The sequence below is a fragment of the Streptomyces sp. TLI_146 genome (genome assembly GCF_002846415.1).
GTDB lineage: Bacteria > Actinomycetota > Actinomycetes > Streptomycetales > Streptomycetaceae > Streptomyces.
In genome coordinates this window covers 7995919-8021951 of record NZ_PJMX01000001.1, presented here as the reverse complement: position 1 = coordinate 8021951, position 26033 = coordinate 7995919, and the positions used below count along the sequence as shown (strand labels likewise).

The 26033-nt window shown below is 72.7% G+C and carries 25 protein-coding genes; 13 read left to right on the top strand and 12 right to left on the bottom strand.

The annotated features are described in order from the left end of the window. Positions 1 to 38 precede the first annotated feature (38 nt). The 4 genes from BX283_RS35715 to BX283_RS35700 form a co-directional block, all read right to left on the bottom strand. A complete protein-coding gene (locus BX283_RS35715; protein ID WP_101391532.1) occupies positions 39 to 947 on the bottom strand; it encodes a dihydrodipicolinate synthase family protein in 909 nt (302 codons plus the stop codon). Between the two features lie 103 nt (positions 948 to 1050). Next, positions 1051 to 2529 (bottom strand): NAD(P)/FAD-dependent oxidoreductase, encoded by a 1479-nt coding sequence (locus tag BX283_RS35710; protein WP_101391531.1) that lies wholly within the window; start codon positions 2527 to 2529, stop codon positions 1051 to 1053. Continuing rightward, on the bottom strand, positions 2513 to 2824 hold the full coding sequence (locus BX283_RS35705) for a (2Fe-2S)-binding protein (RefSeq protein WP_101391530.1): 312 nt from the start codon (positions 2822 to 2824) through the stop codon (positions 2513 to 2515). The genes BX283_RS35710 and BX283_RS35705 overlap by 17 nt, the downstream gene beginning before the upstream one ends. Positions 2825 to 2961: 137 nt before the next feature. After that, complete coding sequence (locus tag BX283_RS35700; protein WP_101391529.1) at positions 2962 to 4119, bottom strand: FAD-binding oxidoreductase; 1158 nt, start codon at positions 4117 to 4119, stop codon at positions 2962 to 2964. 194 nt (positions 4120 to 4313) lie between these two features. On the opposite strand from BX283_RS35700, the gene BX283_RS35695 reads away from it, so the two are divergent. The 5 genes from BX283_RS35695 to BX283_RS35675 are packed head-to-tail and all read left to right on the top strand — an operon-like array spanning position 4314 to position 10030. Further along, the gene (locus BX283_RS35695; protein WP_101391528.1) at positions 4314 to 6065 is read left to right on the top strand and encodes an ABC transporter substrate-binding protein; all 1752 of its coding nucleotides are present in this window, start codon (positions 4314 to 4316) and stop codon (positions 6063 to 6065) included. 14 nt (positions 6066 to 6079) lie between these two features. Then, positions 6080 to 7012, top strand: coding sequence for an ABC transporter permease (locus BX283_RS35690; protein ID WP_101391527.1), 933 nt, complete (start codon positions 6080 to 6082; stop codon positions 7010 to 7012). Beyond that, positions 7009 to 7995 carry an ABC transporter permease gene (locus BX283_RS35685; RefSeq protein WP_101391526.1) on the top strand — a complete coding sequence of 329 codons (987 nt, stop codon included), beginning with the start codon at positions 7009 to 7011 and terminating at the stop codon, positions 7993 to 7995. The genes BX283_RS35690 and BX283_RS35685 overlap by 4 nt, the downstream gene beginning before the upstream one ends. Continuing rightward, positions 7995 to 9053: an ABC transporter ATP-binding protein gene (locus BX283_RS35680; RefSeq protein WP_101391525.1), complete on the top strand. Its 1059-nt coding sequence runs from the start codon at positions 7995 to 7997 to the stop codon at positions 9051 to 9053. The genes BX283_RS35685 and BX283_RS35680 overlap by 1 nt, the downstream gene beginning before the upstream one ends. Further along, entirely contained in the window at positions 9050 to 10030 is a 981-nt protein-coding gene (locus BX283_RS35675) for an ABC transporter ATP-binding protein (protein ID WP_101391524.1), read from the top strand. The genes BX283_RS35680 and BX283_RS35675 overlap by 4 nt, the downstream gene beginning before the upstream one ends. 61 nt (positions 10031 to 10091) lie before the next feature. Here the strand turns inward: BX283_RS35675 and BX283_RS35670 are convergent, their stop codons facing one another. After that, complete coding sequence (locus BX283_RS35670; protein ID WP_101391523.1) at positions 10092 to 11255, bottom strand: M6 family metalloprotease domain-containing protein; 1164 nt, start codon at positions 11253 to 11255, stop codon at positions 10092 to 10094. 164 nt (positions 11256 to 11419) lie between these two features. Between BX283_RS35670 and BX283_RS35665 the strand changes: the two genes are divergently transcribed. Continuing rightward, a complete protein-coding gene (locus BX283_RS35665) occupies positions 11420 to 12385 on the top strand; it encodes a LysR family transcriptional regulator (RefSeq protein ID WP_101391522.1) in 966 nt (321 codons plus the stop codon). Between the two features lie 63 nt (positions 12386 to 12448). Here the strand turns inward: BX283_RS35665 and BX283_RS35660 are convergent, their stop codons facing one another. Together BX283_RS35660 and BX283_RS35655 are read right to left on the bottom strand one after the other, a co-directional pair. Next, a complete protein-coding gene (locus BX283_RS35660) occupies positions 12449 to 15337 on the bottom strand; it encodes a collagen binding domain-containing protein (protein WP_101391521.1) in 2889 nt (962 codons plus the stop codon). A gap of 135 nt (positions 15338 to 15472) precedes the next feature. Continuing rightward, a complete protein-coding gene (locus tag BX283_RS35655; RefSeq protein ID WP_257584101.1) occupies positions 15473 to 16168 on the bottom strand; it encodes a L,D-transpeptidase in 696 nt (231 codons plus the stop codon). A gap of 191 nt (positions 16169 to 16359) precedes the next feature. Here BX283_RS35655 and BX283_RS35650 point away from each other — a divergent pair, with 191 nt between their 5' ends. Beyond that, positions 16360 to 17103 carry a hypothetical protein gene (locus BX283_RS35650; protein ID WP_143676546.1) on the top strand — a complete coding sequence of 248 codons (744 nt, stop codon included), beginning with the start codon at positions 16360 to 16362 and terminating at the stop codon, positions 17101 to 17103. 9 nt (positions 17104 to 17112) lie between these two features. On the opposite strand, the gene BX283_RS35645 is transcribed toward BX283_RS35650, so the two are convergent. After that, positions 17113 to 18432, bottom strand: a complete 1320-nt coding sequence (locus tag BX283_RS35645) for a nitrous oxide reductase family maturation protein NosD (RefSeq protein WP_257584100.1) — start codon at positions 18430 to 18432, stop codon at positions 17113 to 17115. Between the two features lie 131 nt (positions 18433 to 18563). Between BX283_RS35645 and BX283_RS35640 the strand changes: the two genes are divergently transcribed. Continuing rightward, on the top strand, positions 18564 to 19673 hold the full coding sequence (locus tag BX283_RS35640) for a Dyp-type peroxidase (protein WP_101391518.1): 1110 nt from the start codon (positions 18564 to 18566) through the stop codon (positions 19671 to 19673). A gap of 17 nt (positions 19674 to 19690) precedes the next feature. Here BX283_RS35640 and BX283_RS35635 read toward each other — a convergent pair whose 3' ends face one another. Continuing rightward, positions 19691 to 20143, bottom strand: coding sequence for an Lrp/AsnC family transcriptional regulator (locus BX283_RS35635; protein ID WP_101391517.1), 453 nt, complete (start codon positions 20141 to 20143; stop codon positions 19691 to 19693). Positions 20144 to 20259: 116 nt separating this feature from the next. On the opposite strand from BX283_RS35635, the gene BX283_RS35630 reads away from it, so the two are divergent. Further along, positions 20260 to 20877 carry a LysE family translocator gene (locus tag BX283_RS35630; RefSeq protein WP_101391516.1) on the top strand — a complete coding sequence of 206 codons (618 nt, stop codon included), beginning with the start codon at positions 20260 to 20262 and terminating at the stop codon, positions 20875 to 20877. 82 nt (positions 20878 to 20959) lie between these two features. Here the strand turns inward: BX283_RS35630 and BX283_RS35625 are convergent, their stop codons facing one another. Then, a complete protein-coding gene (locus tag BX283_RS35625) occupies positions 20960 to 21598 on the bottom strand; it encodes an isochorismatase family protein (protein ID WP_101391515.1) in 639 nt (212 codons plus the stop codon). Positions 21599 to 21733: 135 nt separating this feature from the next. Then, a complete protein-coding gene (locus tag BX283_RS35620) occupies positions 21734 to 22723 on the bottom strand; it encodes a GlxA family transcriptional regulator (RefSeq protein ID WP_101391514.1) in 990 nt (329 codons plus the stop codon). 142 nt (positions 22724 to 22865) lie between these two features. Here BX283_RS35620 and cpt point away from each other — a divergent pair, with 142 nt between their 5' ends. Together cpt and BX283_RS35610 are read left to right on the top strand one after the other, a co-directional pair. After that, a complete protein-coding gene (gene cpt / locus BX283_RS35615) occupies positions 22866 to 23387 on the top strand; it encodes a chloramphenicol phosphotransferase CPT (protein WP_101391513.1) in 522 nt (173 codons plus the stop codon). A gap of 95 nt (positions 23388 to 23482) precedes the next feature. After that, on the top strand, positions 23483 to 23827 hold the full coding sequence (locus BX283_RS35610; protein WP_257584098.1) for a hypothetical protein: 345 nt from the start codon (positions 23483 to 23485) through the stop codon (positions 23825 to 23827). A gap of 31 nt (positions 23828 to 23858) precedes the next feature. Here the strand turns inward: BX283_RS35610 and BX283_RS35605 are convergent, their stop codons facing one another. Next, positions 23859 to 24857 carry a LuxR family transcriptional regulator gene (locus tag BX283_RS35605; RefSeq protein WP_101391512.1) on the bottom strand — a complete coding sequence of 333 codons (999 nt, stop codon included), beginning with the start codon at positions 24855 to 24857 and terminating at the stop codon, positions 23859 to 23861. A gap of 184 nt (positions 24858 to 25041) precedes the next feature. Between BX283_RS35605 and BX283_RS35600 the strand changes: the two genes are divergently transcribed. Continuing rightward, the gene (locus tag BX283_RS35600; protein WP_101391511.1) at positions 25042 to 25440 is read left to right on the top strand and encodes a hypothetical protein; all 399 of its coding nucleotides are present in this window, start codon (positions 25042 to 25044) and stop codon (positions 25438 to 25440) included. A gap of 108 nt (positions 25441 to 25548) precedes the next feature. Beyond that, positions 25549 to 25713: a hypothetical protein gene (locus BX283_RS40890; protein WP_180357353.1), complete on the top strand. Its 165-nt coding sequence runs from the start codon at positions 25549 to 25551 to the stop codon at positions 25711 to 25713. Positions 25714 to 26033 lie beyond the last annotated feature (320 nt).

Here is a 26033-nt window from a genome sequence, read left to right as displayed (position 1 = left end):
CGTGGCGGCACCGTGCGACCGGCCGTGCGCAGGACGGATCAGTGGTGGCCCTCGGCCACGGCCTTCTCGGTGGCCAGACGCACCCCGGCCTCGATCTCCCCGGAGAGCGGGGCGCGCGGCGGGCGGACCGGGCCGCCGGGGCGTCCGGCGATGTCCATGGACAACTTGATGGACTGGACGAACTCCGTCTTGGAGTCCCAGCGCAGCAGGGAGTGCAGGGAGCGGTAGAGCGGCCGGGCCGTGGCCAGATCACCGGCGACGGCCGCGTGGTACAGCTCGGCGCAGGAGGCGGGGAAGGCGTTGGGGTACCCGGCGATCCAGCCGACCGCGCCCGCGAGGGCGAGTTCGAGGAGTACGTCGTCGGCGCCGATCAACAGGTCGAGTTCCGGGGCGAGTTCGGCGATCTCGTACGCCCGGCGCACATCGCCGCTGAACTCCTTGACCGCGACGATGCTGCCCTCCTGGTGCAGCGCGGCGAGGAGCGGCGGCGTGAGGTCGACCTTGGTGTCGATGGGGTTGTTGTACGCGACGACCGGCACTCCGGCCCGCGCCACCTCGGCGTAGTGGGCGCGCACCGCACTCTCGTCGGCGCGGTAGGCGTTCGGCGGGAGCAGCAGGACCGAGCCCGCGCCCGCCTCGGCGGCCTGCTCGGCCCAGCGGCGGCTCTCGGCGCTGCCGTACGCGGCGACGCCCGGCATCACGCGGGCGCCGTCACCGGCCGCCTCCACGGCGGTGCGGACCACTTGGGCGCGCTCGTCCTCGGTGAGGGTCTGGTACTCGCCGAGGGAGCCGTTCGGCACGACGCCGTCGCAGCCGTTGTCGATCAGCCAGCGCACATGGTCGGCGTAGGCGTCGTAGTCGACGGACAGGTCCTCGCGCAGGGGCAGGGCGGTGGCGACCATGATGCCGCGCCAGGGACGGGTGGGGTTCCAGCTGGTGGTGGCCATGTCGGCGACCTCTCTTCGTAAGGTGACATTTCACTAGGGGGTGCAAGGGGCTGCGTGGGGCAGCCGGGTGGTGCGGGGAGCCCTTGGCGGGGCCCGCACTGGGTCAGTCGGTGGTGACGGTCGGCGGGGCTGATTCGTCGAGCGAGCCGAGCGCGCGGAGCGGCACCGGCACGGCGAACGGCCGCCGCTCGGCGGCCGGTTCGGCGAGCGGGTCCGCGCCGCCGTGCCGCGCGGCCAGGCACGCCACCGCCGCACCGCACATCCGGCCCTGGCACCAGCCCATCCCGGCCCGGGTGAACAGCTTGACGGTGCGGGCGTCGCGCGCCCCGAGGTCGGTGACCGCCGCGCGGACGCTGTGCGCGGTCACCTCCTCGCACCGGCACACCTCGGTGTCGTCGGCGAGCCACTGCGGCCAGCCGGTACCGGGCGCGTGCGCGGCGGCCATGGCGTCGGCGAAGGCGCGCATCCGGTCCCGGCGGCGCTCCAGTTCCCGGACGCGGCCGCGACGGGCGGGGTGCCCGCGCAGCCGGGCGGCGATCGCGAGACCGGCCAACTCCCCCTCTACGCCCGCCAGTCGGGCCCCGCCGACACCGCCCGGCTCCCCCGCCGCCCACAGATCCCGTACCGAGGTCTCCTGGGAGGAGTCCAGGGCCAGGGCGGTAGTCAGGTCGGGGGTGGTGCGGGTGGCGCACCCCAGGGTCGTGGCCAGGTCGATCTGCGGCGCCAGACCGTGGCCCACGGCCAGCGCGTCGCAGGCGATCCGGCGGCCGCTGCCCGGAACGGGCCGCCAGTCGCGGTCGAGCCGGGAGACGGTGACCGCCTCCACGCGGTCGGTGCCGTGCACTTCGGTGACGGCGCTGCGGGTGCGCAGCCGTACCCGGTGGCGCAGCAGCGCCCCGCCGTGCACGGCCGCCTCGGTGAGCTTGTGCGGGTTGGCCGCGAGCGCGTACGGGTGGCGGGCGTAGCCCAGGTAGCCGGACGCCTCGATGACGGCGGGCACCCGCGCCCCGGCGGCGGCCAGCGAGGAGGCGACCGCGAGCAGCAGCGGGCCGCTGCCCGCCACCACGACCCGCCTGCCGGGCAGCACCAGGCCGGACTTGAGCATGGCCTGGGCCCCTCCGGCCCCCACGACACCGGGCACCGTCCAGCCGGGGAAGGGAAGTTGGCGCTCGTACGCGCCGGTCGCGAGCAGCACGGCCCGAGCCCGCACCCGGACCGCCCGCTCCTCGCCTCCGTCGGCCCCGGTGACGGCGTGCACCGACCAGGGACCAGTGTCGCCGTCGCGGACGACGCTCCACACGTGGTGGCCGCCGAGCCGGTCCACCACACTGGCCTCCAGGCGTCGGCGGAGCCCGGTGAACAGGGACCAGTCGTGGTGCAGGGCCTCGGGGCGCACCGCCCCGGTGGCGGGTGCGGGGTGCCGGAAGAACTGGCCGCCGATCTGCGGCGAGGCGTCCAGCAGGGCGACGGACAGGCCGAGTTCGCAGGCGGTGACGGCACCGGAGAGCCCGGCGCAGCCCGCGCCGATCACCGCGAGGTCGTACACGTCGGGTGCCGTGGGCGGCTCAGCCGAGGGACGCATGGCCGTGTCCTTCCTGGGTGACCACCGCGTCTCCGGGGTGGGCGGGCACCAGACAGGCCCGGCGGTTGGGTTGTCCGTTGATGGTGGCGAGGCAGTCGTAGCACTGCCCGATGCCGCAGAACGCGCCGCGCGGGCGTCCGGTGGTGCGGGTGGTCCGCCAGGCGAGGATGCCCGCGGCCCACAGCGCGGCGGCGACGGACTGCCCGGGGCGAGCGGGCACGGTCCGGTCCCCGAAGGTGATCTCGAACGATGGGCCGGTGCGCGTCCCGACCAGCTCGGCGGGGGTTCGGGCCACGGAAAGCCTCCTTGTGTAGCGGTAGCGGTAGCGGTTACGGGGCGGACGGAAGAGGGGGACGACAGGGGCGCTCCCCGGAAGGCCGGGAGGAGACCCAGGGCGAACCGGGCTCAGCCCGTCGCCGCGAAGAACCGGCCTCAGCCCGTCGCCGCGAATCGCCCGGGCGCGAACGGCGTGATGTCCAGCGGAGGTTGGTCGCCCGTCAGGCACGCCGCCACGATCTGCCCGGTGACCGGGGCCAGGCCGACCCCCGCCCCCTCGTGGCCGCAGGCGTGCAGCAGGCCGGGGACCTCCGGGTCTGGCCCGATGGCGGGCAGATGGTCGGGCAGATAGGGGCGGAAGCCCGCGTACGTGCGCAGCGCCCGTACCGTGCCCAGGACCGGGAAGAGCGCGACGGCCTGGGCGGCGAGGCGGCGCAGCGCCTCGGTGGACAGGGTGCGGTCGAAGCCGACCCGCTCCCTGCTCGCGCCGATGAGGACCGGGCCCGCGGCGGTGCCCTCGACTACCGCCGAGGTCTGGAGCGCGGCGGAGTCGCTGGCGACGTCGGCGACGTAGTCCGCCGCGTACACCTTGTGCCGGACCACCCGCGGCAGCGGCTCGGTGACAAGGACGAAGCCGCGGCGCGGCAGCACGGGCAGCTCCGCGCCCGCGAGCCGGGCGACCTGGCCGCCCCAGGTGCCCGCCGCGTTCACCACGTACGGGGCGTGGATCCGCGTGCCGCCCGCCGTGCGGACCCCTCTCACCTCGCCGCTCTCCCCGGTGAGGAGTCCGGTGACCTCCTCGCCCAGGCGCAGGCGGATCCGGTCGCCGCCCGCGCGCAGCAGATGGGCCGCGGCGAGGGCGGGCATGACCTGGGCGTCCTGTGGATAGTGGTAGCCGCCCGCCAGATCCGGGGCCAGATGGGGCTCCAGGTCGTGCAGCCGGTCCGCCGGGACCTCCTTCACCCGAACCCCGGCGCTCTCCTGTCCGGCCGCGAAGCCGCGCAGGGCCGCCATCCCGGCCTCGCCGGAGGCGACGACCAGGCCGCCCTTGGGCTCGTACTCGATCTGCGGCGGGAGCAGTTGGGCCAGCTCGCGCCACAGTTCGGCGGAGGCGAGGGCGAGGGAGAGTTCGGGTCCTGGCTCCTTGTCGGAGAGCAGGAGGTTGCCCTCGCCGGCGCCGGTGGTGCCGCCCGCGACGGGGCCGCGGTCGACGACGGTGACGGTGAGGCCGGCGCGTGCGGCGTAGTGGGCGCAGGCGGCGCCGACCACGCCCGCACCGATGACGATGACGTCCGAGGAAGTTCTCGTGGGCACAGCAGTAATATTTCACATTGCACTGCGTTGGCCAAGGGGTGCGCCCCGACGGCCTGTTGGGACACGAGTAGGTAAAGGTGCGGCCAATGGGTTGTCAGTACAATTTCACATTACTATGTTACCGGTCACATTCCAGCCAGCTCCTGCTGTCGGCTGGCTGCCAGACCGCTCTCGCGCTCCCGGAGTGACCACTGATGAACAAGCGCACCCTCACCGCCCTCGCCACCGCCCTGGCGGCGTCCCTCGCCCTCGGGGCGACGGGCTGCTCGAAGACCAAGCACTCGGACGCGGGCCCGGACACCGGGGGCAAGAACCCGGCGACCGCCAACGCGGGCACCGCCGTGGGCGGCACTCCCCAGAAGGGCGGCACCCTGACCGTCCTGTCCAACCAGGACTTCACCCACCTCGACCCGGCCCGCAACTGGGTCATGAGCGACATGGACTTCGGCACCCGGCTGCTCTACCGCACCCTGGTCACCTACAAGGCAGCCCCCGGCACCGCCGGCAGCGAGCTGGTGCCCGACCTGGCCACCGACCTGGGCACCTCGTCCAACGGCGCCAAGACCTGGACCTTCCACCTGAAGCCGGGCGTCAAGTACGAGGACGGCAGCCCCGTCACCGCCCAGGACGTCAAGTACAACGTGGAGCGGTCCTTCTCGCCCGACCTGCCCGGCGGCGCCGACTACGCGGCCCGCTACCTCGCCGGCGCCGAGGGCTACCAGGGCCCGGCCCAGGGCAAGCACCTGGACTCGGTCAAGACGCCGGACGACCACACGATCGTCTTCGAACTGCGCAAGCCCTTCGCGGAGTTCCCCAACGCCACCGTGATGCCGACCTTCGCGCCGGTCCCCCAGGCGCAGGACAAGGGGCCCCAGTACGACAACCGGCCGTTCTCCTCGGGCCCGTACAAGATCGACTCGTACCAGCGGGGCAAGAAGCTGGTGCTGGTGCGCAACACCCACTGGGACGCCGCCACCGACCAGGTCCGCAAGGCCTACCCGGACAAGCTCGTGATGGTGATGGGGCTCAAGGCCAACCAGATCGACGACCGCCTCATCGCCTCGCAGGGCGCCGACGCCTCGGCCGTGTCCTGGGGCGCGCTGCGGCCGGAGAGCGCGGCCAAGGTGCTGCCCAGCGCCGAGGTCCGCAAGCGGCTGATCGCCGAGTCCACCAACTGCACCGACATGGTCCAGATGCACACCGGGCGCGCCCCGTTCGACGACGTGAAGGTCCGCCAGGCCGTGCAGTTCGCCCTCGACAAGGACGCGGTCCTCACCTCGTCCGGCGGTCCCGCCTTCAACGACCCGTCCACCGCGTACATGCCCGCCTCCCTCTTCGGCGGCAAGCAGCCGGACACCGTGAAGGCGCCGGTTGCCGGTGACGTGGCCAAGGCCAAGCAGCTCCTCAAGGACGCGGGCAAGCCCGACGGGTTCACCACCAAGATGACCGTCTCCACCGGCGACAAGGGCCGTGCCGAGGCGATCCAGCAGGCGCTCGGCAAGGCCGGGATCAAGGTCACCATCGAGACCGTGGACCCGTCCGCGTTCTACGCGACGATCGGCGACACCAAGAACCGCACCGACATGGTCTACACGGGCTGGTGTCCTGACTACCCGTCAGGGTCCACCTTCCTGCCGTTCGTCTTCGACGGCCGCTACATCAAGGAGAAGGGCAACTCCGGCAACCACTCGCTCTTCCGCGACGACGCGACCATGAAGAAGATGGACGAGATCGCCGCCCTGACGGACGCCAAGCAGGCCAACGCCGCATGGCAGCAGCTGGACGGCGAGATCCTCGCCAAGGCCCCGGCCGTGCCGGTCCTGGTGCGCCGCTGGCCGCTGGTGCTCGGCACCAACATCGCGGGCGCCTACGGCCAGACCTCCTTCGGCGGTCAGCTCGACTACGCCACGGCCGGCCTCAAGGACCCCTCGAAGAGCCAGGGCTGAGGATCCGCCAGACCATGACCACCACCCTCGCACCGACGGCCGCGCCGACGGGCCGCGGCCCCTGGCAGCTGGCCCGCGCGGAACTGCGCCGCCGCACCTCCGTCAAGATCTCCCTCGCCGTCGTGGCGCTCTTCGTCGTCATGGCGGCCGCCGCCCCCCTGCTCAGCAGGCTCGGCGGCTGGTCGCCCGAGGAGTTCGACAAGACCGCCGTCGACCCGTATCTCGGCGGTCAGCCGCTCGGGACCCTCGGCGGTATCTCCGCCGACCACTGGCTGGGCGTGGAACCCGTCACCGGGCGCGACCTGTTCGCCCGGGTCGTGCACGGCGCCCAGGTCTCCCTCCTGATCGCCTTCGCCGCGACCGCGATCGTCGTGGTCGCGGGGACGGCCGCCGGGATCGCGGCCGGCTACTTCGGCGGCCGCACCGACGCGGTCCTCAGCAGGCTGATGGACCTCACCATGTCCTTCCCCTCCCTCATCTTCATGATCGCGATGATGTCGGTGGCCAAGGACGTCAACCGCATCGCCCTGATGACCGCCGTGATCGGCCTGTTCGGCTGGCCCGGCATCGCCCGCGTCGTCCGCGGCCAGACCCTCTCGCTCAAACACCGCGAGTACGTCGACGCGGCGCGGGTCAACGGCTCGGGCCCCTGGCGGATCCTCACCCGCGACATCCTGCCGGGCGTCGCGGGACCCGTCATCGCGTACACCACCCTGATCATCCCGGGCATGATCGCCACCGAGGCGGCCCTGAGCTACCTCGGCGTCGGCGTCCGCCCGCCCACGCCCTCCTGGGGCCAGATGATCGCCGAGAGCGTCGCCTTCTACGACACGGACCCCATGTACTTCGTCATCCCGAGCGCCTGCCTCTTCCTCACGGTGCTCGCCTTCACCCTGCTCGGCGACGCGCTGCGCGACATCCTCGACCCGAGGGGAAGCCGCTCATGATCCTCTACATCGGCCGCCGCCTGCTCGGCGTGACCGGCGTCCTGATCGCGATCGCCGCCGTCACCTTCACCATCTTCTACGTGCTGCCCTCCGACCCGGCCGCCGCCGCGTGCGGCAAGTCGTGCAGCGTCGAGCGGCTGGCGGCGATCCGCGCCCACATGGGCCTGGACGAGCCGATCTGGAAGCAGTTCTGGGAGTTCGCCTCCGGCATCTTCACCGGCCGCACCATGGGCAGCGGCCAGTACGCGCTGCACTGCGACTTCCCGTGCCTGGGCTACTCGTACGAGAACAGCGAGTCGGTGTGGGGCCTGCTCATGGACCGGCTGCCCGTCTCCGCCTCGCTCGCGCTGGGCTCGGCGGTCCTGTGGCTGGTGCTCGGCTTGTCCGCCGGGGTCACCGCGGCGCTGCGCAAGGACACCCTCACCGACAAGGTCCTGATGGTCGGCGCGGTCGCCGCCGCCTCGCTGCCCGTCTACTTCACCTCCATGATGCTGATCTACGGCCTGATCAGGACCGCCGGACTGCTGCCGTATCCGCAGTACGTGCCCTTCGGCTCGGACCCGGTCCACTGGGCGTCCAACCTGCTGCTGCCCTGGCTGGCGCTGGCCGTCCTGTACGCGGCCATGTACGCGCGCCAGAGCCGCAGTTCGATGATCGAGACCATGGCGGAGCCGTACATCCGCACCGCCCGCGCCAAGGGGCTGCCCCGCCGCACGGTCGTGGTCAAGCACGGGCTGCGGGCGGGGATGACGCCGATCCTGACCATCTTCGGGATGGACCTGGGCGGGCTGCTCGCGGGCGCGGTGATCACCGAGTCCATCTTCGGGCTGCCGGGCATCGGACGGCTCTTCTACGGCGCCCTGTCCAGCGGGGACCAGCCCGTCATCCTCGGGGTGACCCTGCTCGCCGCCGCCTTCATCGTCGTCGCCAACCTGGCCGTCGACCTGCTCTACGCCGTCGTCGACCCGCGAGTGAGGTACTGATGGACGCACCCCGCCCCACCTCGCCCGCGCGCCTTTCGCCGGCGACTCCCCTGCGGGACGCGGGCGAGCCCCTGCTGTCCGTGCGGAACCTGAGCGTCACCTTCCCGACGCAGCACGGTCCCGTACGGGCCGTCGACTCCCTCGACTTCGACGTCCACCGGGGCCGCACCCTGGGCATCGTGGGCGAGTCCGGCTCCGGCAAGTCCGTCACCTCCATGGCCGTCCTCGGCCTGCACACCGGCGCCGAGGTCACCGGCTCCATCACGCTCGACGACCAGGAGCTGGTGGGCCTGACGGAGCGTGAGCTGAACCGGCTGCGCGGCCGCCGGATGGCGATGATCTTCCAGGACCCGCTCTCCAGCCTCCACCCGTACTACACGGTCGGCGAGCAGATCGCCGAACACCACCGCGTCCACTTCCGCTCCGGCCGCGCGGTGGCCCGCAGACGGGCCGTGGAGATGCTCGCCGAGGTCGGCATCCCGGAGCCGCGGCGGCGGGCGGGCGAGTACCCGCACCAGTTCTCGGGCGGCATGCGCCAGCGCGTGATGATCGCGATGGCGCTGGCCTGCGAGCCCGAGCTGCTGATCGCGGACGAGCCGACCACCGCGCTCGACGTCACCGTGCAGGCCCAGATCCTGGAGCTGATCGCCCGCTTGCAGCAGGACCGGGGACTCGCCGTCGTCATGATCACCCACGATCTGGGGGTGGTGGCGCGCGTCGCCCACGACGTCCTGGTGATGTACGGCGGCCGGGCCGTGGAACAGGCGCCGGTGGACACGCTGTTCGCGGCCCCGGCCCACCCCTACACCCGCGGCCTGCTCGACTCGCTGCCCCGTCTCGACGACCCCGACGACGCACCGCTGCGGGCCATCCCCGGCAGCCCGCCGTCCCTGCTCACCCCGGCGCCCGGCTGCGCGTTCGCGCCCCGCTGCTCCCGGGCCGCGTCGGCCGCCGCGAGCGAGCGGCTGCGCTGCGAGACCGAACCGCCCCTGCTGTCCGGACCGGCCGGCCACGCGTCCGCCTGCCACCTCCCCACGTACGAAGGCGCTCCTTCATGACCACAGCGACCCAACCCCTGCTGTCCGTACGGGACATGACCAAGGTCTATCCGGCCCGGCGGCGCGGCTCGGCTCCCGTCCGGGCGGTCGACGGCATCAGCTTCGACGTGGCGCCGGGCGAGACGCTCGGCCTGGTCGGCGAGTCCGGCTGCGGCAAGTCCACCACCGGCCGCACCATCGTGCGCCTGCTCGAACCCTCCAGCGGCTCGATCGCCTACGACGGCCACGACATCAGCCATCTCTCGCAGCGCGAGCTCAAACCGCTGCGCCGCGAGATCCAGATGGTCTTCCAGGACCCGCACTCCTCCCTCAACCCGCGCCAGACCGTCGCACGGATCATCTCCGATCCCCTGTTGATCCAAGGGAGTTCGGCGGCGGACGCGCGTCGGCGGGCCGCCGAGCTGATGGACCTGGTGGGGCTCATCCCCGAGCAGATCGACCGCTTCCCGCACGAGTTCTCCGGCGGCCAGGCCCAGCGCATCGGCATCGCCCGCGCGCTGGCCACCGGGCCCCGGCTGGTCATCGCGGACGAGCCCGTCTCGGCCCTCGACGTCTCCGTCCAGGCCCAGATCGTCAACCTGATGGAGCGCCTGCAACGGGAACTCGGGCTCGCCTACCTCTTCATCGCCCACGACCTGTCGGTGGTCAAGCGGGTCTGCGACCGCGTCGCCGTCATGTACCTGGGCCGGATCGTCGAGATCGGCGCGAAGGAGCGGGTGTACACGGCCCCGGCCCACCCCTACACCCGCGCGCTGCTCTCCGCCGTCCCGCTGCCCGACCCGGCCGCCGAGCGGGCCCGCGAGCGCATCACGCTCCTGGGCGACCCGCCGAGCCCGGCCGCGCCCCCGCCGGGCTGCTCCTTCCACCCCCGCTGCCCCAAGGCACAGGAACGGTGCCGCAGCGAGACGCCCGTGCTGCGGATCGCCGCGCCGGGCGAGGCGCGCCAGGTCGCCTGTCACTTCCCCGAGGCGGCCTGACGAGGGTGTGCCCCGCAACCGCGAACGGTTCCGGGGCACACCCGTGCGCGCACCGAGCCGTCTACGACTTGGTGACGCGCACCCGCTCCCCGTACCCGTCCGCACTCAGCACGTCGATCCGCACCCCGGCCGCGGGATCCGCGAACGACTCGCCGGCCCAGTACGGCGCGTCGTCCAGCGGACGGCAGCCGGCGGCCGGGGTGGCGGCGGGCTTGGCGTCCACGACGCGGATCGGCCCGTACCCGGTCGCCACGGACGTGTCGACCTTGTACACGAGCGCGCCGGTCGAGCAGGCCGCCGTGTCCGCCTGCACCGCGCGGCGCGATTCGACGACGTACGCGGTCGTCGGCCCGGTCGGCACCACGGCGATCTTGGTCCCGCTGCCGTACTCGACGGCGGTGAGGTCCACCGTGCGGCTGCCGCGCGAAGCCTGACAGACGACCTGGCCGTCGTCGGTCCAGCCGAGCTTCCACGACTCCCACCCGAAGTACTGCGACGCCTTCCCGCCTATCAGCCCCATGACGTCCCAGCCGCCGATGAACCGGTGGGCGTCGGTCCCCGCGTCGAAGGCGTACAGGTCCGGCAGGCCCAGGGTGTGCGCGGTTTCGTGGCCGAGCAGTTTGGGGCCCCAGTTCCACATGTCCTGGCCGAAGGTGACCGCCCACTTCACGGTCGTGCCGTCGGCGACGACGCCCGCGGTGCCCGGCTCGTACACATAGGTCGGGGTGAAGGAGATGGCCTTCGCGTTCCTGGTGGGGACGACGTAGACCATGTCGAAGCGGGAGAAGTCCACCGCCGGGTCGGCGGCCCCGACCGCATCCCTGACGTACGCCTCGTGGGCTTCGTGGCTCAGTCCGCGCGCGAATCCGTACGAGGTGGAGTCGTGCGGCATACGCACCCACTGCCGGTACTGGCTGATGGCGAGCCACAGCTTCCCGTACGAGGCGTTCCACAGCCAGTCGGCGCCCGGCGTGAGCCGCGCCGCGTCGTCGGCCGGCGCCTCGGTGGCCGCCGCGTCCGGGAAGTCCACGAAGATCATGGCGACCTTGAGGGTGCCGGTCGAGCGCTGGAAGACGGAGTGGTCGGTGGCGTGCCCCTCGTCCGACCAGCCGGTGGTGCCGCGCAGCGCGCAGTCGGTGGCGGCGTCGGCCTGCGCGCGGGCCGGGGCCACGCCCAGCAGGAGGAGCAGCAGGGCGAGGGCCAGCAGCGGGAGTTCCCGGCGCATGGGCGGCCAAGGCCGCGCCGCGGGCCGGTACTTGGCGTGGGGAGAAGGAGCAGTACGTCTCATGGCCTCACAACCTCCAGATGAATGGCATGTGACATTTCACATAAGAGTGGAGGGGTCCCGCCCCTGTCCGAAAGATGTCGTCGCTCCATAACATCCGCGCCATGGATCTGGAGCTGCGGCACCTGCGGGTGGTGTGCGCGATCGCGGAGGCCGGGAGCCTCACCAAGGCGGCCGCCGCGCTGCGTATGACCCAGCCCGGGCTCAGCGCGCAGCTGCGCCGCATCGAGACCATGCTCGGCGGGGCGCTCTTCGACCGCAGAAGGGACGGCGCGGTCCCCACCGGTTTCGGTGAACTGGTCCTCACCCGCGCCCAGTCGATCCTGCCGGGCGTCGACGGCCTGCTCGCGGACACCACCCGCGCCGCCCGCCGGATGTCGGCTCCGGACCGCGTCCGCCTCGGTTCCGTCGGGGGCCCGCTCCTCGGCCATCTCATCCTGGCCGTACGGAAGTCGCTGCCCGGAACCGAGGTCACCGCCCGCTCGCACTCCTCCCCCGTGCCGCTCCTGGAGGACGTGGCCGCGGGCCGGCTGGAGGCCGCCGTCCTCGGTGACAACCCCCACGACGAGCTGCTGCCGCGCGACGGCGTGGTCCTCGTCCCGTTCGCCACCGAGCCCGTCTTCGCGCTGCTGCCCGCGGCCCATCCGCTGGCCGCACAGCGGGAGGTGGACCTGGCCCGGCTCCTGGACGAGGACTGGGCGGTGCCCGGCCCGGACCGGGACCGCACCCGTGAGTACTGGTCGTCGGTCTGCGCCCTGACCCACCGCCGCCCGTTCGCCCCGTACGAGGCCGAGGGGCGCCAGCTGATCGAGATCGTGCGGGCCGGACTGGCCGTCAGCCTGTGCCAGGCCACGTTCATCGAGGTCCCCGGTGTCGCCGTGCGCCCGCTGGCCGGAAATCCGCTCCACTACCGCCATGTTCTGGCCTGGCGCCGCGACGGACCGCTCGCCCCGCACCACACGGAGATCCTCCGCACCGTGCGCACCGGTTACGCGAACGCCCGCGCCGACAGCCCCGCGTACGCGCGGTGGCTGGAGCACCGACCGGGCGAGGAACCGGTGGAGCCATGACGACGGGCCCCCGAGTGCGCGAACACGCTCGGGGGCCCGTGGAGTGAGGCCGTGCGGGTCAGGTCAACGCGGCCCGCCCTTGCCTCCCTTGCCCTTCCCCTTGTCCGGTTCGCCCCGCTGGTTCACGAGGCTGACGTCGATGCCCTGCGCGGCGTTGGCGGCCGTCACCGTGTACGGCCCGGTCACCGGCTGCGCGGGCAGGCGGTAGCCCTCGGGCACCGCGGTCTCCCGCAGGTAGTAGATGCCGAGCGGGAGGCCGGTGAAGGTGCAGTGGCCCTGTCCGTCGGTGGCGCAGGCCGCGCCGTGCTTGGTGTCGGGGGTGGCACCGCCGGTCTGCAACCCGCCCGTCCCGTTCGTCTCCTGCCACAGCTCGAACACGGCGCCCCGCAGGGGCTCGCGGGAAGTGGCGTCCTGCTTGAGGATCTTGATCCTGCCCTGGACGGGGTGGTTGTCGACGGTGATCGAGACCCCCTTCTCGGCGTGGGCGGCCGTCAGGCGCAGCGGTCCGAAGACGCCGGGCACCGGCAGGACATGGCCGTCGGGGGCCTTGGTCTCCTGCCAGTAGTACGACCCGAGCGGCAGGTCCGTGACCGTGCACGTGCCGTCCGCGCCGGTCGTGCACGCGGCGCCCTGCCGGGTGTCGGGCCCGTCCCCGGTGGTCTGCAGGCCGTCGTGCCCGTTGGTCTCCCGCCACAGCTGGAAGACCGCTCCGGGCAGCGGTCTGCCCGTCCCGGCGTCGTGCTTGACGACGCTCACCTGTCCCTTGGGCGGGATGTGGTAACCGGCGTCGTGGGTGTGGTCGTTGTCGCCCGCCGCCCCGGTGGTGAGCCGGTCGGTCTGGGTGCGCGGGTCGGGGTCGGAGTCGATGGACCGGTTGTGTCCCTGGTCCTTCTCCGTGGGTACGAGGTCCCGGGGCGCGGGCTTCTCGGGGATGCCGCCGGTGTCGGCCGTGGTCACGTCGAACCTGATCTGGTACTCGGTGTGCGGCTTGACCTGGAAGTAGTACTCGCCGCGCCCATCGGTCCTGGTGCGGTCGACGACGTTGCCGTCCTTGTCGAGCAGGGTCACCGTCGCGCCGGGGATGGGCTCCTCGGCCGGGCCCTGGATGCCGTCGCGGTCGCGGTCGAACCAGACCCGGTTGCCGATCTGCACCGGCGCCTCGTCGCACAGGAGCTCCAGGTCGCCCAGGCCGTTGGCCTTGCCGAAGGAGCCGGTTCCGCCGTCCACTTCGTAGTCGTCCGAGCCCGCGCCCGTGGTGTTGTCGAGCTTGCGTACACCGCCGGTGAAGATGTCCAGCGGGTCGACGATGGTCGCCACGGTCTTGGTGAAGCGCGGAGCGAACGCGAGGCCGCCCTGGAGCGACTCCGCGAGCTGGCCGAGCGTGGAGTCGCCGTAGTAGTACTCCTTCACCCCGTCCTGCTGCGGCGGCGCGCTGCCGTTGACGAAGTGGTTGGGGCAGTCCGCCGAGGTGCTGTCCCACACCCACTCGGCGCCCTTCTTGCACACCCGGGTGACGTCGCCCATGGCCGGGAACAGCGAGCGCTGCGCGGTGTCGTTGGTGACGCCCTCGGGCGGCAGGGCCTCGTAACCGGCCTGGTCGCCGAGCCGGTCCCGGAAGCCCAGGATCATCGAGCCGTCGCGGTCGAAGACGATGTCGGACAGCAGCGGCTGGGGGAAGTTGGCCTGCTTGAACCAGGCGTACGGATCCCAGGTCTTCAGCCAGTGCCGCCAGTGGGTGTCGCCCTTGACCGACCCGTAGCCCATGCCCCGCTCGAAGGCGAGGTCGTGGGAGACGACGGTCGAGAACGAGGTGCCGTTCAGCTTCAGCACATACGCGCGCAGGTCCGCGTCCTTCTGCGACGACTCGGCGCTGCACGTGCCGCCCACGTACAGGGCGCCGTCGTGGAAGCCCAGACCGTACGGGCGCCAGTCGTCCGCGCCGCTCGGGCAGCCGGGGTCCGGGATGGCGAGGGTCTGCCGGGGCCGGGCCGCCGGCCTGCCGGGTCCGGCGCCGGTGGTGTCGTAGACGTAGAGGCTCTTGGCCTTGAGCCCCACCGCGTACAACGTGTGGCCGTCGTCGGCCAGGTCGAGGTCGCCCAGGGCCTCCCTGCCGACCGCGTCGTTGATCTCCAGGGTGTCCCGGGTGAGGTCCGCGGAGTGCTCGGCGTCGCCTGCGTCCGGGACCGTCGCGAACAGCGAGGTCTGCTTCGTCTTGCGGTCCACGACGTAGATGCCCCCGGGACCGGCCGGCCCGTACGGCATCAGGCGCTTGGTGAGCGCGCCGACGAACAGCTGGTCGGTGTCGCGCCTGTGGGCGAGGCCGTAGGTGGCGCCGATCTGCTCGAAGGTGGCCTCATCGGCCGGTGCCGGGCCGTCGCCGGCGCGGTCGTACGGCCAGGACACCAGGGCCTTGGTGCCCACCGCGCCGGGCGCGCTCTGATGCGAGCACGGCGTGGCCAGCGTCGGGTTGGCCTGGCAGTAGTCGGCCGGGACGTGGACACCGGTCACGACCGAGGCGTTCCTTCCCCCGGTCACGTCGACGAACTCGACAAGGGACGACAGCGACGGGGCGGGCCCGCCCGCCTGGGCCGGGCGCAGGAACCGCTTGTCGGGCGGGATGACCGCCTCGACCTGGTAGCGCCCGCCGGTCAGTCCGAGCGCCGAGGGCGCGAACCGCACCTTGCCGTCGTCCGCGGTGACCGCGGTACGGGCTGTCCCCGCCGCATCGGTGATCGTGACGGGGATGCCCCGCTCCCCGACTTCCAGGGCCGGGGTCCAGCTGCCGTCGGAGTCCACGTCCCGTACCACCGTGACGTCGACCGTGCCGTCGGCGCGGGCCGACGGGCCGTGCGCCGTGGTGGCGGCGAGGAGGGGCGCGGCCAGCATGAGGGCGGCGCCGCCCGCCGCCCAGTACCGGATCCGGCCCGAGGGAGGCCGTGGAGGATGTTCCATCGTGATGTCTCATTTCCGCCGTCACCTGATACGACGAATTGAATGAACATCACACCGCCGGTCCCTCCCGATCGACAGAAGTGATCACGCCGAGGTCTCACCCGTGCGCCACGGCGGATTCACCCGGCCGGTCGTTCACGTCGCGGGTTTGCGGCCCCAGATGAAGACGGCGTCGCCGACGTCGGTGGTGTTCCACAGGAGCTCGGCGTCGCGCAGGCGGAGGTTGATACAGCCGGCCGAGCCGCCGCCGTTGAAGAGGTCGCCGTAGACGCCGTGGAAGGCCTGGCCGCCGGAGAAGTACTGGGAGTACGGCATCGGCGCGTTGTCGTACAGCTCGGAGTGGTCGTCGATGCGGCGCTCGGTGATCTCGTGCCAGCCGTTGCGGGTCTGCTGGCCCCAGCGCCCGGTGCGGACCGCGACCGCCGGGTAGATCACCTGGCCGTCGCGCTGCACCCACAGGAGCTGCCGGGCGAGGTCGACGCAGACGAGCCGCTCCTCGCGGTGGGGGCAGGTCCCGTTCTTGTTGGGGGCTCGGCGTTCTTCGATCACCAGGGTGGTGCGGTAGGTGGCCAGGCTCGCGAAGCCGTCGGCGGGCACGACGCCGTTGCGTTCCTGGAAGGCGCGGATCGCCTCGCAGTCGGCGCCGGACTGGCGGCCGTCGGCGGGCAGACGCAGATACTGCTCCAGTTGCCACTGGTAGGGGCCGGTGTCCGCGGCGCACGCGGGTGCGGGCTCCGCGGCGGCGGGGGCCGGGGCGGCCACCCCGACCAGGAGGGCGGCGAGGGCGGCCCCGCATATCGAGGAAAGCGGGCGGCGTATGAGCGGCGTCACGGCGGCTCCTGCTGGCTGCGGCGACGGCATCGGGCACCGGCGCCCTGCGGCCATTCGAGCACGGCGGGCCGGGACCCACCGTGGCGAAGGGGCCATCCGGGTGCCACCGTCGGCCCGACGACTGCGCCTGAACGGCTCACGCGCCCGTGTCACGGGCCTCCTTCGCCCACGGCCGGTGGTGTGCTGACCCGGTGATGGGACATACGGCCCGCCGGGCCCTGCGCCACGGCGGCTGCGCCGCGCTGCTCGCGGCGGCGCTGCTGATGGGAACGACGGCCTGCGGCACACCGGACCGGCGTCGGCCGGTCACGCTGGAGGAGGCCCAGCGGCTGGCGCTGGCCCGGCTGTCGGTGTACGAGAGCGGTCCGGCCTCGGTCCGGCTGAACGTGCCCGCGGCGGACACCGACGTCGGCGTCGAGGCCGTCGTCGACTACGCCGCCCACCGCGCGCTCGGCAGCTACCGCGCCCTGGGACGGGACGGCCGGGTCGCGTGGGACGCGGCCGGGGTGTCGGTGGCGCCCGGCGGCAGCCCGCAACGCCCGGGAGCGGCACCCCGCTGGTCCAGGCGCTCCTACACCCGCGACCCGGTGGACCGCGCGCTGCGCCTGGTGCTGGCCCTGGGCAGCGATCGCCCCGAGAACGCCCAGCTCCTGGCCCAGTCGGGCCCGCAGTGGCTGGGCGAGCAGCGGCTGCGGGGCCACACCTACACGCTGTTCGCCGGTCCCCGCCCCGCCCCCCGTACGGACAGCGGCACCAAGCCCTCGGGCCCGCCGACGTCGCCCGTGACGTACTGGATCGACGAGAAGGGCGGGCTCGGCCGGGTCGAGGCCGTGCTCACCAGCGGCGGCGAGCCGGTGACGGTCGACTTCACCGGGCGCCGCTCGCCGCTGCCACCGGGCCCCTGGCCCTCCCCGGCGGCCTCGACACCGGCGTGACGCACGCGGCTACGCGGACCCGGACGGCAGCGGATAACCCCGCGCCTCCGGCCGCCCGGGCAGGCCCACGGCCGCCCGCGCGGGCGCGGAGGACGCCCGGGGCATCGACCGCTGGGGCGGCGGGGCGGGCACCAGCCGGAAGGACAGCCCCGCCGGTGCGGCGACGGCAGGCACCGACCCCGGCGCCCGCCACGGCCCCGCCGGGCGTCCGCAGCGGGCCGCCTCGGTGAGGTCCGCCGGGGACACCCGCTCGGGCCTGTTGGCGTCGAAGCAGTTGCCCGCGACGGCGGAGGTGGCGAGCACCAGGTCGGTCCCGTTGCCGCTGGTCCGGTTGTCCCGTACGGCGTTCCGGGCCGCCGGGTACCCGGCCACATCGGTCAGCAGCACGCCGGCCCGGCGGTTCCCGCTGATCAGATTGCGTTCGACGGTGTTGTCCGTGCCTCCGCCGAGGCCGATCCCGATGCCGTAGCCGCCGTCGGCCTGCTCGGGGCTGCGGTCGTCGTTGTTGTCGGTGAAGGCGTTGCCGGTGAATACCGCGCGGTGCTGGGGCGCCAGGGCCTCCAGGTCGTTGGAGTTCACGGTCGCACCGACCCGGTTGTGGCGGGCCGTGTTGCCCAGGACGTACAACTCCTCGGAGGCGTTGGTGACTTCGATGCCGACGGCGTTGTGCTCGACGGTGTTGCGCCGCACGGTGGTCAGGCACGGACGGCACTGGCCCACGTAGATCCCGGAGTCGGCCTGGCCGGAGGCGTAGGAGTCCTCGATGATCCCCTCGCGGGCGTCGAACGCGTAGATGCCGTACAGCGCGTTGTTGTGAGCCGTGACGAAGGACGCCCGGAAGCCCTTGAGCGGGGGATACGCCTTGGTGTCGAGCCGTTCGTAGCCCGCTCCCCCGGCGCCGCCGGTGTGCCGGGCCGCGTCGGTCACACCGGTGAACAGCACACCGTTGGCGAGATGGTTACGGACCGTCAGGTTCTCCACGGCCGACCCCGCCCCGGTCACGGTGACGCCGTTGGCCCGGCGGAACTCGCCGTCGATGACGGTGCCGTTGCGGTCCGCGCCACGCAGGACGACACGGGACGCGGCGACCGTGACGCTCTCCCGGTAGACACCGGGCGCGACCAGCACCAGATCCCCGGGACGCGCGCGGTCCACCGCCTGCTGGATGGACCCGAAGTCGCGCGGTACGCGCAGGGTGGCGGCCGGGCCGTGACCGGGCGGGGCGGAGTCGTCCGCCGGGCAGGAACACGCCGGAACGAGCAGGAGCAGCGCGGCGGCGGGCAGGACGAGCCGACGCCGCGGAAGAAGACGGGAAACGAGAGCGAGCACGGCGTCAGGTGTATCGTGCCAAGCGCCGTGAATGCGAACTACGCCCCTTATACGACTACTTGCCGCGTGACCGGCGGGGACAACGCGCCGCACGCGGGCGGCCGGACATCTCCCTCGCCCGGGGATCCGACGTGACCGCGCCCCTCGGCGGTGCCGGGCCCGCCCGGCGTGAGCTGCTCGGCGGGCTGGCCGCCCTGGGTACGGCCGCCGCCGTGACCGGCTGCCAGGGATCCGGCACCCCTGCCCCCGGCCCGCCCTCGCGCCCCGGCCGCCAGCCGGGTGTGACGGACCCCCAGCCTCCTCGTGTGCTGCTGCTGTCCTACGACCTGAGCCCCGGTACGCGCGGGGCGACGGGCCGGGAGGCCGTGCGCCGTATGTTCGCCGCGTGGACGCCCTTGCTCACCGCCCGGCCGTCCAACGTCCGTGACGGGCCGAGCATCACAGTCGGGTTCGGCCCCGCCTTCTTCTCCCGCCTGGGCTCACGGGCGCCGGAGGCGCTGCGCGACCTGCCCGCCTTCGCCGGTGACCGGCTGCGCCCCGAGGCCGGGGGCGGCCAGGTGTTCCTGCAGATCTGCGCCGCCACCCCGGCCGTCTGCGCCGACCTCGCGCGGCGGCTGGAGCGGGCCGCGCCGGGCGTGCTGCGCCCGCGCTGGCGCCAGGCGGGCTTCCTGCCCGCCACGCCGCCCGGAGGGACCCCGCGCAACCTGTTCGGCTTCAAGGACGGCACCGCGAACCCCGGCGCGAAGGAGGCCGAGCGCTGGGTGTGGCTCGGCGCCGGGCCCCACGCCAACGCCACCTATCTGGTGGTGCGCCGCATCCGCCTGGCGACAGCCGAGTTCGGCGCTCTGTCCGTCGAGCGCCAGGAGCGCGTCATGGGCCGCCGCAAGGCACACGGCGGCCCCCTCCAGGGCGGCCCGGAACACACCGAGGCCGACCTCTTCGCGAAGACGCCGCAGGGCGGCTATCTGCTCCCCGCCGACGCCCACGTCCGCCTGGCCCACCCCCGGTTCGACGGTGGCGCCCGGATACTGCGCCGGGGATACTCCTACGACAACGCCCCCGACGACCAGGGCCTGCTCTTCCTCGCGTACATGAACGACCCGAACCTGTTCACCCGCGTACAGCGCCGTCTCGCGGGCCATGACGCGCTGGGCCCGTTCGTCGAGCACTACGGCTCCGCGCTGTTCTTCGTCCCGCCGGGCGCGGATGCGGAGCGGCCGCTGGGCAGCACGGTCCTGTAGGCGGGGACCGCGCGGCCCTACTCGGGCAGGGGGCGGTCGTGGACGACCTTCTTCATGACGAGGGTGGACGTCAGGCGCTGGACTCCGGGGAGCCGGGCCAGCTGCTGGTCGTAGAGCTGCTGGTAGGCGGCCAGGTCGGTGGTGGCGACGCGCAGGAGGTAGTCGGGTTCGCCGAACAGGCGCTGGGCCTGGATGACGTGCGGGACGGCGCTGACGGCGTCCTCGAAGGCGGTGACGGTGTCGGGGTCCTCCCAGCGCAGGGTGGCGAAGACGAGGGCCTCGAAGTCCAGGCCGACGGCGGACGGGTCGACGACGGCGCGGTAGCCGCGGATCGCGCCCGCGCGTTCGAGGTCCCGCACCCGGCGGTGACAGGGCGAGACGCTGAGTCCCACGCGCGCGGCCAGCTCGGTGACCGTCAGACGGCCGTCGAGCTGGAGCTCGGTAAGAATTTTCCGATCCAGGGCATCCATGGAGAAGATTCTCCCTCACTGGACGCGATCATGGGGTAATTAAGCAAACACTTTCGGGCGGAACCACCCTACTCTTCCCTCTCGTAACGAGGAACGTGAGAGGGAACGATCGATCGATGGACACGACGACGGTGGCGGCTTTCCTGGCGGTGGATCTGCTGCTGGTGCTGACCCCGGGCGCGGACTGGGCGTACGCGATCTCGGCGGGGCTGCGGGACCGGTCGGTCGTCCCGGCGGTCGCCGGGCTGATAGCCGGATACGCCGGGTACACCCTGCTCGCCGTCGCCGGTCTGGTGGTGATCGTGGCGAGCTCGCCCACCGTGCTCACCGCGCTGACCGTCGCCGGGGCCGGATATCTGGTGTGGCTGGGCTGGGGCGTACTGAGGAAACCGGCCACGCCTGCCGCCGCCGAGGAGGCCATGGGGTCCTCCCGCTCGCAGATCATGCTGAGGGGCGTCGGGATCAGCGGCCTCAACCCCAAGGCGCTGCTGCTGTACTTCTCCCTGTTCCCGCAGTTCATCGACACCGCGAAGGGCTGGCCGGTGGCCGCGCAGACCGGCCTGCTCGGCACCCTGCACATGACGGCCTGTGCCCTCGTCTACCTCGCCGTGGGTGTCCTGTCCCGCACGGTGCTCAAAGCCCGGCCCTCGGCGGCCCGGGCCGTCACCCGGGCGTCCGGCGCCATGATGATCGCCATTGGCGGGGTCCTGCTGGTGGAGGGGCTGCTCGGCTGACGGGTCGCGCGGCCTTCGCGCCGGACCTGGGGCCGGTGCGCGGCAGACCGGCGTGTTCTGCCGCGCACCGCCCTCTGCGGGGTCAGGCGGGAAGTGCCTCCACCGTGGGAACGACCGTGCCGAACAGGTCCGTGATCGTCGTCAGGGCCGCGGTCTGGAGGGTCGACGCGGGGACGACCGTGCCGTCGGGTGCGGCGAGGGTGCGCGTCGCGGTGGTCTCGGCGACGACCGTGGGGCGGTAGCCGAGGTAGAAGGCGCCCTGGGCGGTGTAGTTGACGCACATGTGCGTCATGAACCCGGCCAGGATCAGGGCCTTGCCGCTGCCCGGTGCGGCACCCAGTCCGGTCAGGGTCTTCTCCAGCCCGGTGGCGTGGAAGGCGTTGGGGACCTGCTTGACCACGACCGGCTCGCCGTCCACCGGAGCCACCTCGTCACTGATGGCGCCGATATGGGCGCGGATGTCGTACGGGGTGTTCTCCCCGCCGTCGTTGACGATGTGGACGACCGGTATACCGGCGGCGCGGGCACGCGCCAGGAGGCGGGCACCGGCGGCGACGGCTTCGTCCGCGCCGTCGAGGGCCATGACGCCGGTACGGTAGGTGTTCTGGAAGTCGATCATGATGAGGACGGACTCGCTCAGCCTCGGCGGCTGGTTGTCCAGACCGCTCAAGTCCCGCAGGGTCGTGGAGGGCTGAGCCGTCTCGGGCTTGATCGCGTTCATGGGGCGGTGCCTTTCTTGTCCTGGGTGAATTCTTGTTCTGGGTGAAGTTCTTGTTCTGGGTGAATTCGGGCATGGCGAAGCGCCGTGTCGCGCTCGCGCGCCGAGGTCCGGGGTGAGTGGGTGGGACGCGCTGGGTCAGGTGGTGGTGCGGAAGCGGCGCCGGTACGCCGCGGGCGTGGTGGCCAACTGCCGTTTGAACGACCGGTGCAGGGTCTCGGCCGAGCCCAGCCCGGCCGCGGCCGCGACCTGGTCGAGGGGACAGTCCGTGGTCTCAAGGAGACGCCGGGCCGCCTCCACCCGGGCGGCCTCGACGTAGGCAGCCGGGCTGGCGCCCGTCTCCTGCTTGAAGACGCGCGCGAAATGCCGCTCGCTCAGGCACATCCGGCTGGCCAGGGCCTGCGCGGACAGGTCCTCGTCTAGGTGGTCGGCGATCCACAGCCGCAGCTCGTCGATGTCACGCCGGGAGGCGGCGGGCCGGCTGAGCGGGACCGAGAACTGGCTCTGCCCGCCCTGCCGTTTGAGGTACATGACCAGCTGCCGGGCCACCGCCAGCGCGACGTCCTCACCCAGGTCCTCGGCCACCAGCGCCAGCGCGAGATCCAGGCAGGCGCTGATTCCGGCCCCGGTCCACACCCTGCCGCGGTCGGTGCGTACGAAGATCGGGTCCGCGTCGACGGTGACCGCCGGGTGGTCGGCGGCGAGCTGGGCGGCCGTCGACCAGTGCGTGGTCGCCGTCTTACCGTCCAGCAGCCCGGCCGCCGCCAGCAGATGCGCGCCCACACACACGGACGCGACGCGCCGGGCGTACGGGGCGGTCTCCTTCACCCACGCCACCACATCGGCGTCGATACGGGCGACGGGACCGCCGTCGGTCATGTCGACCGCGCCGGGCACCAGCAGGGTGTCCACCTGCCCGCCGACCTCCGCGAAGCCCAGATCGGCCAGCAGCCGCACCCCCGCCGACGTCCGCACCTCGCCCGCGACCGGCCCGGCCAGCCGGACCTGGTAACCGGCACGGCCCGAGGTCTCCCGGTTGGCCAGGGCGAACACCTCGGCCGGGCCGGTGACGTCGAGGAGGTCGACATCGGGGAAGACCGCGATGACGACGCGGTGGGTGAGGGGCATGCCCCCATCCTCACCGCCACCACCGACGACCGCAATGACGGTTCCCTGTCACATCCGGACATGCCCGCATCATGACGTCAGGCCGGAAATTCGTTCCGCACCACGGCGGCAGGCACCGTACGGTGTCGCGGTGACGACTCAGATGATCATTCTCAACGGCGGCTCCAGCTCGGGAAAGACCGGGATCGTTCGGTGTCTGCAAGCCGTACTGCCGGATCCCTGGCTGGCGTTCGGGATCGACTCGCTCGTCGACGCCCTGCCCGCGAGCATGCAGACGTCGCCCGAGGGCATCGGCTTCGAGGCGGACGGCGCGGTGACGGTCGGGGCCGACTTCCGGGCGCTGGAGGCGGCCTGGATGGAAGGCGTCGCTGCGACGGTCCGGGCGGGCGCCAGGGTCGTCGTCGACGACGTCTTCCTCGGTGGAGCCGCCTCCCAGCAGCGCTGGCGCGAGGCTGTCGGTGACCTGTCCGTGCTGTGGGTCGGCGTCCGGTGCGAGAGCACGGTCGCCGCGGCCCGTGAGACCGCACGGGGCGACCGGACCCGGGGCATGGCCGCGTCCCAGGCACACCTGGTACACGAGGGTGTCGTCTACGACATGGAAGTGGACACCACACACACGGACTCCTTGACGTGCGCCCGCGCCATCGCCGCTCACCTCAGCTGAGTGACGGACCGACGATCGGCCCGAGCCGCTACTCACGGCGAAATGAGTAGCCGCCCCCACCCGCCCCGACCGGGCCGCCCCCTAGCCTCTCGATCATGAAGTCCGAGCAGCAGACCCCCGCCCCGCCCGCCCAGGTGTCGCCGGAAGCGCAGGAGTGGACGGGTACGACGTCGATGGTGATGGGCATGGTCGCCCTCGCGCTGTTCGCCTGCCCGTGGCTGCCCGACGCGATTCCCGCGCAGGTCCGCCACTTCCCCCTGTATCTGACCGTGCCCCTGGGCATCGCCGCGATCGTCTACGGCACCGGGGACCTGCATCACCTGCGGGGCGAGGAGGGAGCGAACCGGCGCCGCGCACGCGCCGGGGTCGCGCTCGGCATGGCGGCCGTCGCGGTGCCGCTGCTCTTCATCGTGTGGGCGTGGGTGTCCTTGAGCGAGTGACCGTACGGGGGGTGCGCGCCCCGAAGGCGCGTCAGTTCGGAGTCGACGGCAGCCAGCCGTGCTGCACCGAGCGCACGCCCGCCTCGAACCGGCTGCGGGCGCCGAGGCGTTCCATCAGGTCGGTGGCGATGCGGCGGGCGGTGCGCTGGGAGACGCCGAGGCGCTTGGCGATGGCCTCGTCGGTGTGCCCCTGGGCCAGCAGGACGATGGTGGTGGCCTCCTGGGGGCTCAGCCCGTGCGCGTCCCGGGGGGCGGCCTCGCCGAGGGGCTGGGCGCCCGCCCAGGTGCTCTCGAACAGCGCGCACAGCGCGGTCAGTGTGCCCTGGCCGGTGAGCAGGACGGCGCCCGCGCCGGTGTCGTCGCTGCTGACCGGGATCACCGCGGTGGAGCGGTCGGTGATGATCATCCGGGTGGGCAGGTCGGGCACGGTACGGACCTGGCCGCCGAGACCGGCGAGCCAGCTGGCGTACTCGACGGTGGGCTGGTCGTTGCGGACGCTGCTGAGGTACAGCGTGCGCATCCGCACGCCCCGGCGCAGCAGTTGCTCGTCCAGCGGCCGCGACGCCCGCATCTGGGCTTCCGGCTGGGCGCCGCCGGGGGCGAAGGACATCACCTCGGTGGTGACATCGCGGGTGAGGCGGGCGAGTCGGTCGCGGATCCGGTCGATGCCGATGAGCTGCTCCACGCCCGGGCTGGACGCCGCCGGGCGCAGGTCCGCGTACTCCGCGATCAGCTGGGCGGCGACGGCGCGGGACGCCTCCAGGCGCTGCTGCTGCGCGGCAAGTTCCGCCTGCTGACGGGCCATGAGGATTTCCATGCCGATGTCGGGCGACACCGCCCGCAGGCTTCCCTCCCGCTCGGCCGACGGCTGTACGAGGGCGAGCTCGCTCAGTACGTCCAGGGCGTCGCGTATCTCGTCCTCGGGCCGGTCCAGCCGGGCCACGAGCTCGGCGACCCCGCCGCGTGGATCGGTGAGCATGGCTCGGTAGACGGATTCCGCCGCCGCGTCGAGCCCCAATGTGGTCAGCATCGAGCAACCCCCCTCAAAGCCGGTGAAACAACCCCCCGGACCTGAAGGGATCATGCCACGCCCAGGTATATACCGCCGAAGCCCCGGTGCGACAGAGACCTGTGCCAGACGGAAGCGGCCATGGCCGGAAACGTCCACTCGGCATGGCTGGCGCGCAAGTTGGCCATTTGGAAGAGTCTGATCCATGTATCTCGTCCATGCCAGTCTTCGCGGGCCGCTCGACGCCCGCCTCCCCGACGAAGCGCGCTCCCTGGTGCGCTCCCAGGCCCGGGACGAGGACGGCATCGAGCACGTCGCCGTCCACCCCGACGCCCAGCCCCATCCCGTGATCGGCCTCTATGTACGGGCGGACGGCCTGGCCGACGCCGAGGCGCGGGCGGCCGAGGTGTGCCGACGGGCCCTGCGCAGCCCCGAGTTCGGCGGCTGGTGGCTGCTGGGCGCCCGGGTTCCGATGGTCGCCCCGTTCTACGAGTCGCTGCTGTCCGCTTCGGGCCCTGCGGGAGCGGCCGAGGACGGAAGCGTCCATGGCCCGTTGGGGCCACCGGAAAACCCTTCCGCCCGGTCCGACCAGCGACGAAAGTAGTTCTCGCCAGCAGGGAACACCGCCCGGCGGGCCGGAACCGGACAGCGTCACCGCGGGATGCCGACCGGTTCCAGATCGCCGACACACCGTCAGAAAAGGACTCTCGTCATGCTTCGCACCTCCGTCGCCCGGGCCGCCGCGGTCACCGCCCTCCTCGCCTGCGCCCTCGGCGCGGCCGCCGCATCCGCCGGAACCGTGTCCCCTGCCGAGGCGCACACCGCCCCGGCCGCCACCACGGCCGTCGCCACCCAGCAGACCATGGGCTGGTCGTAACCCTCGGGCCCGGAGCCCTCGTTACGGCTTCCGGCCTCCGCTTCCGCGACTCGTCGCAACGCAGCGCCGCTTGTTGAAACGCCGTGCCGCTCGTCGCAACACACTGCCGGTTGTTGAAACGCACTGCCGCTATGTGAAACGCGCTGCCGCACCAGCTGTTCCTGCGCGGCAGTTGTAACGGCCCGCCGCCCCGACCGCTCTCCGGCCGACCGTTGTCGCACCTGTGGCCGTACCGACCGCGCGGCTCCCTCGACGCCGTACGCCGTACGCACTGACTCGCGCCGCCCGGCCCGCACTTCTCCTCCCCTTGCCTTCCGTCC